This is a genomic window from Streptomyces sp. DH24 (genome assembly GCF_029813775.1).
GTDB lineage: Bacteria > Actinomycetota > Actinomycetes > Streptomycetales > Streptomycetaceae > Streptomyces.
The window spans coordinates 68,917-87,557 of the sequence record NZ_JARVKW010000027.1 but is presented as its reverse complement, the minus strand read 5'-3'; the positions used below and the strand labels follow the sequence as shown (position 1 = coordinate 87,557).

Annotated in this window: 16 protein-coding genes and 1 pseudogene; 3 read left to right on the top strand and 14 right to left on the bottom strand. The window is 72.9% G+C overall.

What is annotated here, in order from left to right:
- Positions 1-40: 40 nt before the first annotated feature.
- The 5 genes from QC282_RS21750 to leuA all read right to left on the bottom strand — a co-directional run bounded on the left by QC282_RS21750 (position 41) and on the right by leuA (position 7,132).
- Complete coding sequence (locus QC282_RS21750; protein WP_279551202.1) at positions 41-700, bottom strand: response regulator transcription factor; 660 nt, start codon at positions 698-700, stop codon at positions 41-43.
- The gene (locus tag QC282_RS21745; protein ID WP_279551223.1) at positions 697-1,869 is read right to left on the bottom strand and encodes a sensor histidine kinase; all 1,173 of its coding nucleotides are present in this window, start codon (positions 1,867-1,869) and stop codon (positions 697-699) included. The genes QC282_RS21750 and QC282_RS21745 overlap by 4 nt, the downstream gene beginning before the upstream one ends.
- Before the next feature lie 336 nt (positions 1,870-2,205).
- Entirely contained in the window at positions 2,206-4,290 is a 2,085-nt protein-coding gene (locus QC282_RS21740) for an MMPL family transporter (protein ID WP_279551201.1), read from the bottom strand.
- 191 nt (positions 4,291-4,481) lie between these two features.
- Positions 4,482-5,177 carry a TerB family tellurite resistance protein gene (locus tag QC282_RS21735; RefSeq protein ID WP_279551200.1) on the bottom strand — a complete coding sequence of 232 codons (696 nt, stop codon included), beginning with the start codon at positions 5,175-5,177 and terminating at the stop codon, positions 4,482-4,484.
- A 233-nt stretch (positions 5,178-5,410) separates the two neighbouring features.
- Entirely contained in the window at positions 5,411-7,132 is a 1,722-nt protein-coding gene (leuA, locus tag QC282_RS21730) for a 2-isopropylmalate synthase (protein ID WP_279551199.1), read from the bottom strand.
- Positions 7,133-7,451: 319 nt separating this feature from the next.
- Here leuA and QC282_RS21725 point away from each other — a divergent pair.
- Both QC282_RS21725 and QC282_RS21720 read left to right on the top strand, forming a co-directional pair.
- A pseudogene (locus QC282_RS21725) lies at positions 7,452-8,524 on the top strand (M4 family metallopeptidase).
- 21 nt (positions 8,525-8,545) lie between these two features.
- On the top strand, positions 8,546-8,812 hold the full coding sequence (locus QC282_RS21720) for a protealysin inhibitor emfourin (protein ID WP_279551198.1): 267 nt from the start codon (positions 8,546-8,548) through the stop codon (positions 8,810-8,812).
- A gap of 80 nt (positions 8,813-8,892) precedes the next feature.
- On the opposite strand, the gene era is transcribed toward QC282_RS21720, so the two are convergent.
- The 9 genes from era to QC282_RS21675 form a co-directional block, all read right to left on the bottom strand.
- Positions 8,893-9,852, bottom strand: a complete 960-nt coding sequence (gene era / locus QC282_RS21715; protein WP_279551197.1) for a GTPase Era — start codon at positions 9,850-9,852, stop codon at positions 8,893-8,895.
- Between the two features lie 148 nt (positions 9,853-10,000).
- Positions 10,001-10,354: a cytidine deaminase gene (locus QC282_RS21710; protein ID WP_279551196.1), complete on the bottom strand. Its 354-nt coding sequence runs from the start codon at positions 10,352-10,354 to the stop codon at positions 10,001-10,003.
- Between the two features lie 33 nt (positions 10,355-10,387).
- Entirely contained in the window at positions 10,388-10,747 is a 360-nt protein-coding gene (locus QC282_RS21705) for an MmcQ/YjbR family DNA-binding protein (RefSeq protein ID WP_279551195.1), read from the bottom strand.
- A complete protein-coding gene (locus tag QC282_RS21700) occupies positions 10,744-12,045 on the bottom strand; it encodes a hemolysin family protein (protein ID WP_279551194.1) in 1,302 nt (433 codons plus the stop codon). The genes QC282_RS21705 and QC282_RS21700 overlap by 4 nt, the downstream gene beginning before the upstream one ends.
- Positions 12,042-12,539: an rRNA maturation RNase YbeY gene (gene ybeY, locus QC282_RS21695; protein WP_279551193.1), complete on the bottom strand. Its 498-nt coding sequence runs from the start codon at positions 12,537-12,539 to the stop codon at positions 12,042-12,044. Before ybeY ends, QC282_RS21700 begins: the two co-directional genes overlap by 4 nt.
- Positions 12,540-12,551: 12 nt before the next feature.
- The gene (locus tag QC282_RS21690; RefSeq protein ID WP_279551192.1) at positions 12,552-13,625 is read right to left on the bottom strand and encodes a PhoH family protein; all 1,074 of its coding nucleotides are present in this window, start codon (positions 13,623-13,625) and stop codon (positions 12,552-12,554) included.
- Positions 13,626-13,835: 210 nt separating this feature from the next.
- Positions 13,836-14,960, bottom strand: coding sequence for a carbohydrate kinase family protein (locus tag QC282_RS21685; protein WP_279551191.1), 1,125 nt, complete (start codon positions 14,958-14,960; stop codon positions 13,836-13,838).
- Between the two features lie 449 nt (positions 14,961-15,409).
- The gene (locus QC282_RS21680; RefSeq protein ID WP_279551190.1) at positions 15,410-16,705 is read right to left on the bottom strand and encodes a glucarate dehydratase family protein; all 1,296 of its coding nucleotides are present in this window, start codon (positions 16,703-16,705) and stop codon (positions 15,410-15,412) included.
- On the bottom strand, positions 16,702-17,598 hold the full coding sequence (locus QC282_RS21675; RefSeq protein WP_279551222.1) for a 5-dehydro-4-deoxyglucarate dehydratase: 897 nt from the start codon (positions 17,596-17,598) through the stop codon (positions 16,702-16,704). The genes QC282_RS21680 and QC282_RS21675 overlap by 4 nt, the downstream gene beginning before the upstream one ends.
- Before the next feature lie 159 nt (positions 17,599-17,757).
- Between QC282_RS21675 and QC282_RS21670 the strand changes: the two genes are divergently transcribed.
- Complete coding sequence (locus QC282_RS21670; RefSeq protein ID WP_279551189.1) at positions 17,758-18,543, top strand: IclR family transcriptional regulator; 786 nt, start codon at positions 17,758-17,760, stop codon at positions 18,541-18,543.
- Positions 18,544-18,641: the final 98 nt, after the last annotated feature.

Sequence of the window (18,641 nt, the reverse complement as noted above, 5' to 3'; positions counted from 1 at the left end):
CCCGTGGGCGGCACCCGTGCGGGACGGTGACCGGTGTCGGTCACATGCTCCCCGGTCTGACGAGCCCCGACTCGTAGGCCACGATGACCAACTGCGCCCGGTCCCGCGCCCCGAGCTTGCCCATGATGCGGCTGACGTGGGTTTTCGCGGTGAGCGGGCTCAGCCCCAACACGTCGGCGACTTCCGTGTTGTTGAGGCCTCGCGCGACCAGGGCGAGCACCTCGCGCTCGCGTTCCGACAGGCACTCGGGCCCGCCCGCGACCGGCGCCGCGGGGGTGCGCAGAAACCGCTCTATCAGCCGTGCCGTCGGCCCCGGCGACAGCAGCGCCTCACCGGCCGCCACCGTGCGGATCGCGTCGAGGAGTTCGGCGGGCCGGGTGTCCTTGACGAGGAATCCGGAGGCGCCCGCGCGCAGCGCCTCCACGATGTTCTCGTCGGTGTCGTACGTCGTCAGCACGAGGACCTTCACACCGGCGAGGTCCTCGTCGGCGGCGATCAGCCGGGTCGCCTCGATGCCGTCCACGTCGGGCATGCGGACGTCCATGACGACGAGGTCGGCGCGTGCGCTGCGGGCCAGTTCGACGGCCTCGCGGCCGGTGCCGGCCTGCCCGACGACCGCCATGCCGGGCGCCGACTCGACGAGCATGGCGAACGCGGCCCGCACCAGCGTCTGGTCGTCGGCGAGGAGCACGCGGATCACCGGGTCCCCTCCGTCCGGACCGGCAGCACGGCGCTCACCGCGAAGCCGCCCTCCGGGCGCGGTCCGGCGTCGAGTGTGCCGCCCACGCTGCGCACCCGTTCCCGCATGCCGACCAGTCCGAAGCCGGGTGGCCTGCCGGGGGTGGGTCCGGTGCCGTCGTCGGTGACCGTGAGCCGCAGCGCGCCGTCCGCCTCGTGGACGTGCACCCGGACGACCGGTCCGGGTCCGGCGTGCCGTACGGCGTTGGTCAGCGCCTCCTGCACGACGCGGTAGACGGCGGCGCCGACGGCGGGCGGCACCTCGCAGTCCGGGACGGTCAGTTCGACGTCGGCCCCGGCGACGCGGGCGGACTCGGCGAGGTCGGGCAGCCCGTGCAGGCCGGGCAGCGGGCCGCGGGTGTCGGCCGGGCCGGGCTCGCGCAGTACCTCCAGTGTGGTGCGCAGTTCGCCGCGCGCGGTGCGGCAGGTCTCGGCGATGTCGTCCAGGGCCCTGGCGACGGCGGCACGGTCCAGTCGCGCGGGGTCGGCGTGCAGGACGTGCGCGGCGACGGAGGTCCGCACGCCGATCAGGGTGATGCTGTGCGCGAGCAGGTCGTGCAGGTCGCGGGCGATACGCAGGCGTTCCTCGGCGACGCGGCGGCGGGCCTCCTCCTCGCGGGTGCGTTCGGCGCGCTCGGCGCGCTCGACGATGGCGGCGACGTACTGCCGGTAGAAGCGGACGTCGACGCCGCAGAACAGCACGGCGACCACCCAGCCGGAGATGCGGAGCAGTTCGAGGGCCTGCTTGGTGTCGACGGTGAGCATCACGCTCACGGAGACCCCGACGACGACAACACCGGTCAGCAGCGTGCGCATCGGGCGGCCGGTGACGGCGACGGTGTAGAGCGCGACGTACGCCGCGGGGGTGGGCGCGGCGTGGTTGAAGTCGAGGGCGTGGTACGGGGCGACGAGCGCCACGACGGCGGCCAGGACCAGCAGCGGGCGACGCCGGCGCCACACGATCGGCACCTGCGCGGCGAGCAGCAGCACCCAGCCGACGGGGTCGGGGCGGCGGCCCTCGTCGGTGAACAGCGCCAGGCACACCGCCGCCGCCGCGAGGGCGACGGCGAGCAGCGCGTCGTTGCGGGTGCCGTGCGGGGCGGTGCGGGGGTCGCGGCCGATCGCGGCCATGATCCGCTCGCCGACGCGCGGCCGGGCCGCTGCCCCGGCCGCCGGGGTCGCGGGCCGCCGGGACTCGGCTGCGCGGGTCGCCGGGGTCGCCGGCACGGGCGTCACCTCTGTCCGGGTTGGCTGCACGGGTTCATCCTCGGGCACGGGCCCGCCGTTGGACACGGCGGTCCTCGTCGGTCACGGCGGTCCTCGTCCGTCACGGCGGTCCTCGTCCGTCACGGCGGTCCTCGTCCGTCACGGCGGTCCTCGTCCGTCACGGCGGTCGTCCTCGGTCACGGCTGTTGTCCGCCGGCGCGGGGCGCCCCGTCCGGGAGGGGAGGGACGCCCCGCGCACGGTCACACCGGCTCCGGCCGGCGTTCGGCCGGGGCGGGCAGGGGTGCCGGTGCCTTGGACAGCCGGCCCGGCCACCAGACCCGGCGGCGCAGCAGCACGCTCGCCGTGGTCACCAGGTAGGTCCGCACGAGGAAGGTGTCGAGCAGGACGCCGACGGCGATGACGAAGCCGAGTTCGACGAGCGGCACCAGGGGCAGCGTGGTGAGTACGGCGAACGTCGCGGCGAGCACGACACCCGCGGAGGCGATGACGCCGCCGGTGGTGCGCAGCGCGGTGAGGGCCGCCGCCTCGGGTTCGGCGCCGTTCACGCACTCCTCGCGCATCCGGTGCATCAGGAAGATGCCGTAGTCGACGCCCAGGGCGACCAGGAACACGAACGACAGCAGCCCGAGCCCGGGGTCGGTGCCCTCGAAGCCGAGCAGCGGCTCGAAGACCAGGCCGCCGATGCCGAGGGCGGCGCCCCACACCGCGACCACCGCCGCGAGCAGCAGCAGCGGGGCGACGAGACTGCGCAGCAGCGCCACGAGGATGAGGAAGACGGCGGTGAGGACGAGCGGCACGATCACCGCGCGGTCCCGGGCCTCGCTGTCGGCGAGGTCGAGCTGCTGGGCGCTGGTGCCGCCGACGTGGGCGCCGGTGCCGTCGAGCAAGTCGCGCAGGGTCTCGATGGTCCGGGTCTCGGCCGGGGTCTGCGGGGCCGCCGTGGCGAACACCGAGATCTCGGTCCAGCCCGCGCCGCTGCGGCCCGCCACCGCGTCGGCCACCCCGTCCGTGCCGCGCGCCTCTCGCAGTACGGCGTCGGCGCGGCCCGTGGGCGCCATGACGGTGAGGGGTTGGCTGCTGCGGCCGGGATAGTCGCGGGCCAGCGTCTCCAGCGCGGCGATGGACTCGGGCTTCTCGGTGAAGGAGTCCTCCTGCTTGAGGCTGCCGGGCAGGTTGAACGCGCCGAGCGCGAGCGCCCCGAGCAGTACGGCACCACCGGCGAGGACGGCGGCGGGCCGGCGCGCGGCCGAGGTGCCCATCGCGGCGAACAGCGACCTGCGGGCCCTGGGCACGCTGCCGAACGCCGGGATCAGCGGCCAGAAGACCCGGCGGCCGAGCAGCACCAGCACGGCGGGCAGCAGCGTCGTCATGGCGACCAGCGCGGCGAGCACCCCGACCACGCCGACCGGACCCATGCCGCTGCTGCTGTTGAGGTCGGCGGCGAGCAGGCACAGCAGCCCGGCCGCGACGGTGCCGGAGGACGCGAGGATCGCCGGGCCGCAGCCGCGCAGGGCGGCGCGCATGGCGTCGTACGGCCGCTCGTGGCGCCGCAGCTCCTCGCGGTGGCGGGAGATGAGCAGCAGGGCGTAGTCGGTGCCGGCGCCGAGCACGAGGACGGTCATCACGCCGCCGCTCTGGCCGGTGATGGTGACGTCGAACAGCTCGTGCAGCCCGTACGCGGCGGCCATCGACACGGCGGCGGCGGCCCCGGCGACGGCGAGCGGGACCAGCCACAGGAACGGGCTGCGGTAGATGAGGATCAGCAGCACCGTGACGACACCGAGCGTGGCCAGCAGCAGCGTGCCGTCGATCGTCTCGAACACCTTGCCCATGTCGGCGTTGAGGGCGCCGGGACCGCCGACGTCGACGCTCAGCCCCGCGCCGCCCTCGGCGATCTCGCGCACCGCGTCCACGAAGGCGTCCCGGGCCTCCTCGTCCTGGCCGGGCCCGGTGCTGGAGACCGGGTACATCAGCGTGGCGCCGTCCGCGGAGGGGACGCCCCGGGGCTCGGCCGTCAGCGGGTGGACGTCGGCGACCTCGGCGACCTGCCGCGCGGCGGTGCGCCGGTCGTCGGCGGTCAGGCCGCCGTCGCGGTGGTAGACGAGGACGAGGTCGGTCGACTCGCCGCCGGGCAGCGCGTCCTGGATGCGGGCGACCTGCGTCGAGTCGGCGCTGTCGGGGAGGTAGTCGACGGCGCGGTTCTGCTGCGCGTCGCCGAACTTCCCGGCGAGCGGTCCGGCCAGCACGAGCGCGGCCAGCCACAGGCCGACCACCGCCCAGGGCACGGCACGCCGTCGCCCGGTACCTGTCCTTGCGGCCCCCATGGACGGGCCTCCCTCCGGTCGGGTGTCTGGGTCGGTTCCAGACTCCCGGCGGTCGGGCCCGGTTTCGTCGGGCGCGAGGGCGAGGCGCGCGCTACTGCGTGGGGCGTCATGGGGCCCGGACTACTCCCCGGGGAGTACCGGCGCACTACTCCGCACTCCGCCCGCACCCGTCTCCTGCGGCCGCACGCCCGCTACGACGGCGTGCGTGCCTCGGCCAGCAGCCGGTTCACGTCGTCGGCGCAGATGGTGAGCGCGGCGCCGACGGTGGCGAGGACGTCCCGCTCGGCGGTCGTGTACGGGCCGTCGGCGAGGGCGATGCGGGCGCCCTGGAGCAGGATCGACTCGCGGCCGGGGGCGGCGAGGTGCGGGGCCAGCGGGTCCAGCGCCTCGTGCAGCTCTATGGCCAGACCGGGACCGCAGGGCTCGCCGCAGACCCGCCCGGTGTCCGCCTCCAGCGCCTCCACGAGGGCGCCGAGCCGGCCGGCGGTGCAGTCGTCGAACCCGGCCGCGCGGACCGCGCCGACGGCCGTGTCCAGGGCCGTACGGGATCCGGCGCCGCCCGCGGCGAGGACGGCCAGGGCGACCGTGTGCACGGCGTCGCGGAGCATCGCCGAGAAGCGGGTGGTGGTCGGATGGTCGAGGACGTCGGTGCCGAAGTGCCGGCGGCAGGCCGCGCACTCCACGACCGGGCCGGTCTCGCCGCGCGGCAGCACGGGCGCGCCGAGGACGGTGAAGCGGCGGCGGCCGGTCAGCCGCTGGTAGTTGCGGTCGCCTCCGCAGCCCGGGCAGAAGAACTCGCCGTCGCCGACGGCCGTCCACACGGTACGGGTGCCCAGGATGCGCGCAAGCGGGGCAGCACGGCCGTCTCGTCTCCGTCCAGGCAGCACGTCGCAGCACCTCCGTAACGCCACGGCAACATCGCCGCGCCTGCGTGATGTTAGCCACATTGTTGCGCCGGAGTCAGTACCCGGAAGAGACCTTTCCGTGACCTCCACAGTGAAGTGGCCGGTATCCGACGCTCCGTGGCCGCCCCGGAACGGCGGACCGGGCACGTTCGGGTACGACGGGGCCCCGCCCGCCGGCGTGCGGCGAACGGGGCCCCGGAGCACCCGTCGGGTGATCAGCGAGCCGCGCGGTTGACGGCGGAGACGACCGCCTTCAGCGAGGCACGGGTGGTGTTGGCGTCGATGCCGATGCCCCACAGCACCTTGTCGTCGATCGCGCACTCGATGTACGAGGCGGCCTGCGCGGAGGCGCCCTCGCTCATCGTGTGCTCCTGGTAGTCCAGCAGTCGTACGTCGATACCGATGGACTGCAGGGCGTCGAAGAAGGCCGAGATCGGACCGTTGCCGGTGCCGGTCAGCACGGTGTCCTCGCCGTCGACGGCGGCCTCGACGGTGAGCGTGTCGACGCCGTCCCGGTCGGTGGTGGACTGGCCGTTCTTGACCTGGATGCGGCCCCAGGGGTTCTCCGGGTTCGGCAGGTACTCGTCCTGGAAGACCGACCAGATGTCCTTCGGCGTGACCTCGCCGCCCTCGGCGTCCGTCTTCGCCTGGATGATCTTCGAGAACTCGATCTGCATGCGGCGCGGCAGGTCCAGCTTGTGCTCGTTCTTCAGCACGTAGGCGACACCGCCCTTGCCGGACTGCGAGTTGACGCGGATGACGGCCTCGTAGGACCGGCCGACGTCCTTCGGGTCGATCGGCAGGTACGGCACGGCCCACTCGATGTCGTCGACCGTGACGCCCTTGGCCTTCGCGTCGGCCTCCATGGCGTCGAAGCCCTTCTTGATGGCGTCCTGGTGGGAGCCGGAGAAGGACGTGTAGACCAGGTCGCCCACGTACGGGTGGCGCGGGTGGACCTCCATCTGGTTGCAGTACTCCCACGTGCGACGGATCTCGTCGATGTCGGAGAAGTCGATCTGCGGGTCGACGCCCTGCGAGAACAGGTTCATGCCCAGGGTGACCAGGTCGACGTTGCCGGTGCGCTCGCCCTGGCCGAACAGGCAGCCCTCGACGCGGTCGGCGCCGGCCATCAGCGCCAGCTCGGCGGCGGCGACGGCGGTGCCGCGGTCGTTGTGCGGGTGGACCGACAGGCAGACGTACTCGCGGCGGGACAGGTTGCGGCCCATCCACTCGAAGCGGTCGGCGTGCGTGGACGGCGTCGAACGCTCCACGGTGGCGGGCAGGTTGAGGATGATCTCGCGGTCCGGGCCGGGCTGCCAGACGTCCATGACCCCCTCGCAGACCTCCAGCGCGAAGTCCAGCTCGGTGTCGGTGAAGATCTCCGGGCTGTACTGGTAGCCGAACTGCGTTTCCGGGTCCAGCAGCTTCTCCGCGTACTCCATCACCAGGCGCGTGCCGTCCACGGCGATCTGCTTGATGTCGTCCCGGGAGCCGCGGAAGACGACCCGGCGGAAGACCGGCGCGGTCGCGTTGTACAGGTGGACGGTGGCCCGCCTGGCGCCCTTCAGGGACTCCACGGTGCGCTCGATCAGGTCCTCGCGGGCCTGGGTGAGGACGGAGATCGTGACGTCCTCGGGGATGGCGCCCTCGTCCTCGATGATCGAGCGGACGAAGTCGAAGTCGGTCTGGCCGGAGGCCGGGAAGCCGACCTCGATCTCCTTGTAGCCCATCTTGACCAGCAGGTCGAACATCGCGCGCTTGCGGGCGGGCGACATGGGGTCGATCAGGGCCTGGTTGCCGTCGCGCAGGTCGGTGGAGAGCCAGCGGGGCGCGGCGGTGATCCGGTTGGCGGGCCAGGTGCGGCCGGGGATGTCGACCTGCTCGTATCCACGGTACTTGTGGATCGGCATGGAACTGGGCTGCTGGCGGTTGGCCATGATGCGGAGGGCTCCTCGTGTGTCCGGATGGACGGCCGACGGCGCAACGCCAGACTCCGCGGGGAGGGGGTCGGCCTCGACTACAGGCCCTCGCCGCGGCAGCTAAGGAGAAGCAGCCCGAAACGCATGATGCTCCGCAGCCTAGCCGAGCCGTGCCGGATGCGCGGTCCTGTTCCAGTATGCGGGACCGGCGGGACGAAGCGGACGAAAAGTGCCGTATACCACCCGGCGACACCTCACCGGGCACTCCGGGCCCGCTTTTCCCCCATCATGGTTGCGTGCCGCGACAAGTCCGTCACCGGCTGCGATGGTGCCTGGCATGACGACGCCCCACGGAGACTTCCAGTCCGTCTTCTGCACCATCGTTCCGCCGCACGTCCTCGACCGGCTCTCGCAGGCCGGCGACCCGGCGCTCGCCGCCCCGCCCGCCGCACCCTCCAGCGCGACGCCTACGAGCGCACCCGGCGGCGGCTGACCACCGTCGCCGGCGCCCCCGCCGCCGCCCCGCTCGCGGGCGCCGAGCCCGGGAAGCCGCAGCGCACGATCCACGACGCCGGGCACCGCACCGAACTGCCCGGCGAGAAGGTCCGCGGCGAGGGCGACGAACCCGGCAGCGACGCCACCGTGAACCGCGCCTACGCGGGCCTCGGCGCCACCTTCGAGCTGCTGCTGAAGGCGTACGGCCGCGACTCCGTCGACGGCGCCGGGCTGCCGCTGAACGCGACGGTGCACTACGACCGCGAGTACAACAACGCCTTCTGGAACGGCGAGCAGATGGTGTTCGGCGACGGGGACGGCGAGATCTTCCTCGACTTCACGAACGCCATCGACGTCATCGGCCACGAACTCGCCCACGGCGTCACCCAGTACACCGCCAACCTCACCTACTTCGGCCAGCCCGGCGCGCTCAACGAGTCGGTGTCGGACGTGTTCGGCGCGCTCATCAAGCAGTACACGCTCGGGCAGACCGCCGCCGAGGCCGACTGGCTGATCGGCGCGGGCCTGCTCGCCCCGCGCGTCACCGGCAAGGCGCTGCGCTCCATGAAGGAGCCGGGCACGGCGTACGACGACGACGTCCTCGGCAAGGACCCGCAGCCCGCGACGATGGACGGCTACGTGCGCACCGGCCGCGACAACGGCGGCGTGCACATCAACTCCGGCATCCCGAACCGGGCGTTCCACCTCGTGGCCACGGCGCTCGGCGGGCACGCCTGGGAGCGGGCCGGACAGATCTGGTACGACGTGCTGACCGGCGGCGAGCTCCAGCAGGACGCGCTGTTCGCGGACTTCGCGGCACTGACGGCGAAGGCGGCGCGCGCCCGGTACGGGGAGGGCGACGAACTGCGGGCGGTCACCAAGGCCTGGGAGCAGGTCGGGGTGCGGACCGCGTAGTTCCGTACTACACAGGGACCCATGCGTATTCAGGTGAGGCGCACGGGCGGCTTCGCGGGCATCGAGCGCCATGCCGAGGTGGACACCTCGGGGCGTGCCGACGCGCGCGAGTGGCAGGCCCTGGCCGAACGGGCGATGGCCGAAGGCCGGGGCACGCCGCCGATCGGCGTGCCGGACGGCTTCAGTTACCAGATCACGGTGGACGGCAGGACGGTGTACTGCGCGGACCCCCGGCTGACCGAGGAGCAGCGCAGTCTGATCTCGCGGGTCCTCAAGGAGGGCGCCTGACCCCTGGGCGAGGCCTGGGCGTTGACGGCTGGTACCGCCGGTGAGGATGAACCGGCGGCCGGCGCCCGGGGTGAGGCGGCTCAGAAACCGAGACGGCGCAGCTGCTTGGGGTCCCGCTGCCAGTCCTTGGCGACCTTCACGTGCAGGTCGAGGAAGACCGGTGTGCCCAGCAGGGCCTCGATCTGCTTGCGGGACTTGATGCCGACGTCCTTCAGGCGCTTGCCCTTGGGGCCGATGATGATGCCCTTCTGGCTGGGGCGCTCGATGAAGACGTTGGCGTGGATGTCCAGCAGCGGCTTGTCCGCGGGACGGTCCTCGCGCGGCAGCATCTCCTCGACCACGACGGCGATGGAGTGCGGCAGCTCGTCGCGCACGCCCTCCAGGGCCGCCTCGCGGATCAGCTCGGCGATCATGACCTGCTCGGGCTCGTCCGTGAGGTCGCCCTCCGGGTAGAGCGGCGGCCCCTCCGGAAGCATCGGGATCAGCAGGTCCGCCAGCAGGTCGACCTGCTTGTTCGCCGTCGCCGACACCGGGACGATCTCCGCCCAGGTGATGCCCAGCTCCTTGCCGAGCTGGTCGACGGCGATGAGCTGCTGGGCCAGGGTCTTGGAGTCGACGAGGTCGGTCTTGGTGATGATCGCGACCTTGGGGGACTTCCTGATCCCCGCGAGCTCCTTGGCGATGAAGCGGTCGCCGGGGCCCAGCTTCTCGTTCGCCGGCAGGCAGAAGCCGATCACGTCGACCTCGGCCCAGGTGGTGCGCACGACGTCGTTCAGCCGCTCGCCGAGCAGCGTGCGCGGCTTGTGCAGGCCCGGGGTGTCCACCAGGATCAGCTGCGCCTCCGGCCGGTGCACGATGCCGCGGACGGTGTGCCGCGTGGTCTGCGGCTGGTTGGCGGTGATCGCCACCTTCTGCCCGACCAGAGCGTTCGTGAGGGTGGACTTGCCCGCGTTGGGGCGGCCCACGAAACAGGCGAAGCCCGACCTGTGGGCGGCCTCCGGCAATTCCGACGGCTCGGATGACTGGCTGCGAACGCTCATGGCGCCCATTGTCCCTGATCCACAACGCCCCGCCGCACACCCGTGCCCACCGGTCGCCCCGGTGGGCTCCCGGAAACATCCGCGTACCGGGGAGCGCGGGCCGGACGCGCTGTAGCGCACCCGCCGGGGCGGCGCCCGGCCCCGGGAGTCAGCCCGCGGTGACGGTGGCGCGGACGGTGCCGTCCGGGCCGGCCAGCAGCACCGGGGTCCCCGGGCCGCCGAGGTCGCGCACGGCCGCCAGGTCCTGCTCCGACGCCGACTCGGCATCGGTGACCACGGCCGCCGCCTCCAGCGACTTCGCGCCCGACGCCACCGCCATCGCCACCGCGGTCCGCAGGGCGCTGAGCTGCAGGGAGTCCAGGGCGACGGTGCCCGCGACATAGGTGCGGCCGGTCTCGTCGCGCACGGCGGCGCCCTCGGGCACGCCGTTGCGGGCCCGGGTGGAGCGGGCCAGGGTGACGATCTTGCGGTCCTCGGGGTCGAGCGCGTTGCTGTCGGTCATGACCTTGAGCATACGTAGCCGGGCGCGGACCGGTCAGGGGCGGTCCAGGCGCAGCCGGTCGGCGCGCGGCAGGCCCGCCACGACCAGGTCGTAGGAGTCCTCGATCAGCTCGCGCACCAGCCGGTCGGGGAGCCCGCCGTCGGCCGTGACCGTGTTCCAGTGCCGCTTGTTCATGTGCCATCCCGGGACGATCAGGCCGCCGTACTCGCCGCGCAGCCTGATCGCGTCGTCCGGGTCGCACTTGAGGTTGACCGTCAAGGGCCGCGCGTCCAGGTTCGTCAGGGCGAACATCCTGCCGTGCACCTTGAAGACCGAGGTCTCCGGGTTGAACGGGAAGTCCTCCACCGCCGCGTTGCACGACAGGCAGAAGGCGCGCAGCTCCTGAGGGGTCATGCCGGCTCGCCCTCCTCGCCGTCGGCGGGTCCGGCCGGCTCCGCGAGCACCGTGACGATCTTGTTGCGGCGGCCGGCGGCGGCCTCCGCGGTCAGTCGCAGCTCGCGGCCGTCCGGCAGTTCGACCAGGGACGAGGCACCCGCGATCGGGACGCGGCCGAGGGCCTTGGCGAGCAGGCCGCCGACCGTCTCCACGTCCTCGTCGTCGAACTCCTCCAGGCCGTACAGCTCGCCGAGGTCGCCGATGCCGAGGCGGGCGGTGACCCGGTAGCGGTCCTTGCCGAGGTCCTCGACGGGCGGCAGCTCGCGGTCGTACTCGTCGGTGATCTCGCCGACGATCTCCTCGAGGATGTCCTCGATGGTGACGATGCCGGCCGTGCCGCCGTACTCGTCGATGACGACGGCGACGTGGTTGCGTTCCTTCTGCATCTCGCGCAGCAGGTCGCCGGCGTTCTTGGTGTCCGGCACGAAGACCGCCGGGCGCATCGCCGTGGACACCAGCTCGCTCTCCGTCTCCCGGCTGATGTGCGTCTTGCGGACCAGGTCCTTCAGGTACACGATCCCGACGATGTCGTCCTCGCTCTCGCCGGACACCGGGATGCGGGAGAAGCCGGAGCGCAGGGCGAGGGTGAGGGCCTGGCGGATGGTCTTGTACCGCTCGATGACGACGAGGTCGGTGCGCGGGACCATCACCTCCCGCACGAGCGTGTCGCCCAGTTCGAAGACCGAGTGCACCATGCGGCGCTCCTCGTCCTCGATGAGGGACTCGGCCTCGGCGAGGTCGACCATGGCCCGCAGCTCCGCCTCGGACGCGAACGGGCCGCGGCGGAAGCCCTTGCCGGGGGTGAGGGCGTTGCCGATGAGGATCAGCAGCGACGGGATCGGCCCCATCACGCGCGCGAGCGGCAGCAGCACGTACGCCGCGGCCGTCGCCGTGTTCAGCGGGTGCTGCCGGCCGATGGTGCGCGGGGAGACGCCGACCGCGACGTAGGACACCAGGACCATGACGCCGATCGCGGCGAGCAGCGCCTGCCAGGTGCCGTCGACCTCGCGGAGGCAGGCGTACGTGACCAGCGCGGCGGCGGCCATCTCGCAGGCGACGCGGACCAGCAGCGCCACGTTCAGGTAGCGCGTCGGGTCCGCGGCGACCTGTTCGAGCTTGGCGCTGCCGCGCCGGCCGGAGCGTACGGCCTCCTCGGCGCGGAAGCTGGAGACCCGGGCGAGGCCCGCCTCCGCGCACGCGGCGAGCCACGCGACGACCACCAGGGCGATCGCTCCGGAGACGAGCGGGAGACTCATGAGACGGTCGGTGCCGGGGACGGGCCGGTCAGGCCCTTCTCCGCGCGCCAGCCGTCCACGATGGCGGCCTGCAGGCCGAACATCTCGGCCTTCTCGTCCGATTCCTCGTGGTCGTAGCCCAGCAGGTGCAGCACACCGTGGACGGTGAGCAGCTGGAGCTCCTCGTCCATGCTGTGCTGCGTCGGCGCTTCCTCGCCCTGCTTCTTGGCGACCTCGGGGCACAGGACGATGTCGCCGAGCAGGCCCTGCGGCGGCTCGTCGTCGTCCTTCGACGGCGGGCGCAGCTCGTCCATCGGGAAGGACATGACGTCCGTGGGCCCCGGCAGGTCCATCCACTGGATGTGGAGCTGCTCCATGGCGTCGGCGTCCACGACGATCACCGAGAGCTCGGAGAGGGGGTGGATGCGCATCCGTGCGAGGGCGTAGCGGGCGATGTCGAGGATCGCCTGCTCGTCGACCTCGGTGCCGGACTCGTTGTTGACGTCGATCGACATGGTCGTGCTGGTCTACTTCCCCTTGTGCCCGTGCCCGGACTTGCCGCGGCTCTTGTGCGTGCCGTTCTCGGTGCCGTGCCTGTTGTCGTACTCCTCGTACGCGTCGACGATACGGCCCACCAGCTTGTGCCGGACGACGTCGTGGGAGGACAGCCGGGAGAAGTGGACGTCGTCGACGCCCTCGAGGATGTCCTGGACCTGGCGCAGGCCGGACTTGGTGCCGTCGGGCAGGTCGACCTGCGTCACGTCACCCGTGATCACGATCTTCGAGTCGAAGCCGAGGCGGGTGAGGAACATCTTCATCTGCTCGGGGCTCGTGTTCTGGGCCTCGTCCAGGATGATGAACGCGTCGTTGAGCGTCCGGCCGCGCATGTAGGCCAGCGGCGCGACCTCGATCGTCCCGGCCGCCATCAGGCGCGGGATGGAGTCGGGGTCGAGCATGTCGTGCAGCGCGTCGTAGAGCGGGCGCAGGTACGGGTCGATCTTCTCGTAGAGCGTGCCGGGCAGGAAGCCGAGGCGCTCGCCGGCCTCCACGGCGGGGCGGGTCAGGATGATGCGGTTGACCTGCTTGGACTGCAGGGCCTGCACCGCCTTGGCCATCGCGAGGTAGGTCTTGCCGGTGCCGGCGGGGCCGATGCCGAAGACGATGGTGTGCTTGTCGATCGCGTCCACGTAACGCTTCTGGTTGAGCGTCTTGGGGCGGATCGTGCGGCCGCGCGAGGACAGGATGTTCTGCGTGAGCACCTCGGCCGGGGTCTCCTGGCCGTCGCTCTCCCCGTTCTCGCTCGCCTTGAGCATGGCGATCGAGCGTTCCACTGCGTCCTCCGTCATCGGCTGCCCGGTGCGGAGCACCAGCATCATCTCGTCGAACACGCGCTGAATGAGGGCGACCTCACCCGGGTCGCCGGTCGCGCTGATCTCGTTGCCCCGGACGTGGATGTCGGCCGCCGGGAAGGCCCTCTCGATCACGCGCAGGAGGGAGTCGCCGGATCCCAGTACGGTCACCATGGGGTGCTGGGCGGGGACGGTGAACTGCGCTCTCGCCTGGTCCTGCGCGGGGGTGTGAGCTGTGGGTGTGTGAGTCATGGGCCGGCGCTGAAGGCCTGCGGTTCCTCCTCTTCACGGCCGCGTAGCTGAGGGCGGCCTCGCGCTTCAAGGGTACGACGGTGCACGGACAACGCCGTAGGGCTTTTCGTGGGGGCGGAGGGGGGAGCGCGTTCCCGGGCCGGGTCCGCGCGGCGGGCGTCACTTCGCGGACACGGCACTTCGCGGACACGGCACTGTGCGGTCACGGGCCTAGACCGGGTGCCGGAAGCCGATCGTCGGGACCGCCCGGCGCAGGGGCCAGGGTCTGGCCAGTTCTTCGGGGACCAGGTCGGCGAGGAAGGCGTAGCGGCGCAGGGCCGCCGGGTCCTGGGCGTCGACCGACTGGACCTTGCGCCACCAGGCGGCGATCTCGGACCAGCCCGGCGCCGACAGGGAGCCCCCGAACTCCTGCACCGACAGCGCCGCGGTCAGGCCGGCGAAGGCGAGGCGGTCGGCGAGCGGCCAGCCCGCCAGGGAGCCGGTGACGAATCCGGCCACGAAGACGTCTCCGGCGCCGGTCGGGTCGAGGGCCTCCACGGCGATCGCGGGCACGTCGGCGGTCTCCCCCGTGCGCCGGTCCACGGCGTACGCGCCCTCCGCGCCGAGGGTGACGACGGCCACCGGCACGTGCTCGGTGAGGGCGTGGGCGGCGGCGCGCGGGCCGTCGGCGCCCGTGTAGCGCATCGCCTCCGCCGCGTTGGGCAGGAAGGCCTCGCAGTGCGCCAGGTCGGTCAGCCCGGCCAGGTCCCAGGCGCCGGTGTCGTCCCAGCCGACGTCGGCGAAGACGCGGGCGCCCTTGGCGGCGGCCTGTGCGATCCAGGGGGCGCTCTTGCCGGGCGTGAGGGAGGCGATGGCGGCACGCGCGCGGGGCGGGCAGTCGGGGGCGGGCTCCTCGGGCGGCGGTTCGTGGCCGTGGGAGACCATCGTGCGCTCGCCCTCGTAGGCCATGGAGACCGTGACCGGCGAGTGCCAGCAGGGCACCGTGCGCGACGGGGTCTGGTCGATGCCCTCGCCCTGCTGGAGGGCGTCCCAGCAGTAGTCGCCGTAGTGGTCGTCGCCGAAGGCCGCGGCGAGGCAGGTGCGCAGGCCGAGGCGGGCCAGGGCGGTGGCCATGTTGGCGACGCCGCCGGGGCTCGACCCCATGCCGCGGGCCCAGGACTCGGTCCCGCGCACCGGGGCGGAGTCGAGCCCGGTGAAGATGATGTCGAGGAAGACGGTGCCCGTGAGGTAGACGTCCCAGGGCGGGTCGTCCGGGGCGCGCAGGTCGGCCAGGGGGTCGACCTGGGCTCGGCAGGTGGGTCGTCCCTCTCCCGGGGACGAGGCGGACGCGGTCACGGTGCGCTCTCCCTGACATGGTGCGGATCAGGCCAGTGTGCACCAGGTCACGGACAACCGGGCAGCCACGCGCGTGCGGTGGCCGCCCGGGTCGCGGATCAGGCCGTCGCAGGTCCGGGGTGTGCCCGGCGGGCGGCGCCCGGCAGGGGCCGGGGTTGGGCGGCGGCCGGGGACCGCACCGCGCGGGTGCGGACGGCGAAAAAGACGCCCTCGATGAAGAACGTCCACTGCCGGCCGGCGTGGCCCCGGACGCCGCGCATCTCCGTCGGGGCGCCGGAGACCGGGCCGACGACGAGGTGGCGGTGCCGGAGCCCATCGCCTGGCGGGCGGTGCCGCCGGCACCAGCGGCACTCCTCTGTGCGGCTGAACCGCCGCCGTTCTCGCGGAGGTGGCGGCTCTCCGTCGTGGCGGCTCGGCCGACGGTGGCGGTCGTGGTGGGCAGGAGGTGGCTACCAGCGCGGGACGGCGGGGGCGACCCACGCGGGGTCGGCGACGCGCATGGCGGCCGCGTCGTCGCGCTCGCGGAGCGTGCCGTCGTCGTCGAGCCACCGCCGGTGCAGGGACTCCAGGCGGTCCCGGTCGAGTTCGACGCCGAGGCCGGGCGCGTCGGACACGGTGACCTTGCCGCCGTCGAAGGTGAGGCGCTCGGTGAGCACGTCCTCCGACTGCCAGGGGTAGTGGGAGTCGCAGGCGTGGTGGAGGTCCTGGACGGTGGCCGCGACGTGGGTCATCGCGGCGAGGCTGATCCCGAGGTGGGTGTTGGAGTGCATGGACACGCCGACACCGAACGTGCGGCAGACGGCGGCGAGTTGCTGGGTGTTGCGCAGCCCGCCCCAGTAGTGGTGGTCGGACAGGACGACCTGGACGGCGTCGCTGGTGAAGGCCTCCTTGATCTCGGCGAACGTCGTCACGCACATGTTGGTCGCGAGCGGCACGTCGGTGCGCCGGGCGACGTCGGCCATGGCCCGGGTGCCGAGCGCGGGGTCCTCCAGGTATTCGAGGACGTCGCGGAGGGCGTCGGCGACCCCGACGGAGGTCTCCACGGACCAGGCACCGTTGGGGTCGAGGCGCAGCGGGTGGCCGGGGAACGCCTCGGCGAGAGCGCGTATCGCGGCGATCTCCTCGTCGGGCGGGAAGACGCCACCCTTGAGCTTGAAGGAGGTGAAGCCGTACCGCTCGGTGAACCTGCGGGCCTGCTCTACCACGCCGGCCGGGTCGAGGGCGGCGCCCCAGTCGTCCTTCTCGGCCGGGACGCCCGCCGGGTGGTCGGCCCACTTGTAGAAGAGGTAGGCGCTGTACTCGACGGCGTCGCGGACCTTGCCGCCGAGCAGCGCGTGCACGGGCAGGCCGAGCGCCTTGCCGAGGGCGTCGAGGCAGGCGACCTCGAAGCCGGAGACGACGGACAGGCGCAGTTTGTCGGCGGTCTGGACGCCGCGCAGCCCGCCGACGTCGACGGCGTCCTGTACCCGGGAGTCGTCCACGGCGACCTCGTCGGCGACCGTGAACAGGCCGTTCAGGTCACTGACCTGACGCCCCTTCAGTTTCCTGGCGAAGGGGCGGGCGAGTTCGAGGTACTTGGTGTCGCCGTAGGTCTCGCCGACGCCGGTGATCCCGTCGGCGGTGACGACCTCGACGATCAGCCGGGGCGTGTACGGCTGGTGGACGCCCTGCGTGTTCAGCAGCGGCGGGTCGGCGACCAGGATCGGCGTCAGACGGACGTCCGTGACGGTGAGGTCGCGGGTCACAGGGCGGCTCCTACGAGGTCGAGTCCGGTGGCGAGCAGGGCCTTGAGGTCGGCCAGGTCGGCGGGCGAGGGGTCGGTGAGCGGGGCGCGGACGGGTCCGACGGGCAGGCCGCGCAGCCGGGCGGCGGCCTTCACGAGGGACACCGCGTAGCCGGGGACCCGGTCGCGCAGTTGCACGAACGGCACGTAGAAGCCGCGCAGCAGCCTGTCGACGGCGCCGGTGTCGCCGGCGCGGAACGCGGCGAAGAACGCGTCCGCGATCTCGGGCGCGAAGGCGTGGACGGCGGAGGAGTAGGCGGGGACGCCGACACCGGCGTAGGCGCGGGCCTGGATCTCGGCGGTGGCCGCGCCGTTGAAGAACAGGAAGCCCTCGGGGGCGGCGAGGGTGAGGCGCTGGAGCCGGTCGAGGTCGCTGTGACCGTCCTTGAGGCCGATGACGTTCGGGATGCCGGTGATGCGGCGCAGCGCGTCGGGGGTGTAGGCGACCTGGTCGCGCTGGTAGGCGACGAGCGGGAGCCGGGTGCGGTCCGCGAGGTGCTCGAGCTGGGCGACGAGGCCGTCCTGCGGGGCGGTGACGAGGTAGTGCGGCAGGACGAGGAGGGCGTCGGCCCCGGCGTCCTCGGCGAGGCGGGCGAAGCGGGCGGCCTGCGCCCAGCCGTAGCCGACGCCGGCGACGACCGGGACGCGGCCCGCGGCCTCCTCGACGGCGATGGCGACGGTCCGCCGGTACTCGTCCTCGTCCAGTGAGAAGAACTCGCCGGTGCCGCAGGCCGGGAAGAGGGCGCCGGGCGCGGCGGCCAGCCGGCCGGCGACGTAGGCGCGGTAGCCGTCGGGGTCGAGGGCGCCGTCGGCGCGGAAGCTGGTCAGCGGGAACGACAGGACGCCGTTCGCCATGCCGTCGCGCAGCCGCCACGCCACGGCCCGCGGTCCTGCGCCGGTGTCGGGACTCACCGTTCGTCTCCCTATGTAGATGCCATCCACGTATGAGGATGGAGGTTATATACGCGAACGCGGGGCGTCAATGGTTGCGCGCCTCCCGTTTACGATCGGCACATGTCGGAGACTGGGGGCGTCCGCGAGGTGAAGTCCGCGGCGCGGACGGTCGAGCTGCTGGAGGTGCTGGCGGCGCGCGGCGACCGCCCGGCGCGGCTCCAGGAGTTGGCGGACGAGCTGGAAGTGCCGCGCAGCTCGATGTACGCGCTGCTCCAGACGCTGATCTCGCGCGGCTGGGTCCGCACGGACGTCACCGGCTCGCTGTACGGCATCGGCATCCGCGCCCTGCTCACCGGCACCGGCTACCTCGACTCCGACCCGCGCGTGCGGCTGGTGCGGCCGTTTCTCGACGAGGCGTCCCAGACCCTCGGCGAGACGATCCACCTCGGCCGGCTGGACGGCCGGAACGTGGCCTATCTGGCGACCCGGGAGTCGCACGAGTACCTGCGCACCATCAGCCGCGTCGGGCGGCGGCTGCCCGCGCACGTGGGCGCGCTCGGCAAGGCACTGCTGGCGGAGCGGCCCGACGAGGAGCTGCCCGAGGGCCCGTACGAGGCGATGACCCCCCACTCGCACACCGACCGGGCCGCACTGGCGGCCGACCTCGCCGGCGTGCGGGCGCGCGGCTACTCCGTGGACCGCGAGGAGGGCGTCCTCGGCATCGTCGGCTTCGGTTTCGCGCTGCGCTACGACGCGCCCGCGCAGGACGCGATCAGCTGCTCGGTGCCGGTGGCCCGGCTGACCGGCGAGCACGAGGCACGGATCGTCGCGGTGATGCGGGAGACCCGGGCCAGGATCGAGGCAACGGCACCGGCCGGGGGCACCACGACGGTGCAGTGGCGCTAGGACCTGTCGTCACCTTCCCGCCTGCCGCGCGACGCCCGGCACGCCCCTTCCCGGCGCCCTCCACCCCTCGGCGATCTTGAAAAAAGCGCCCTCTTACC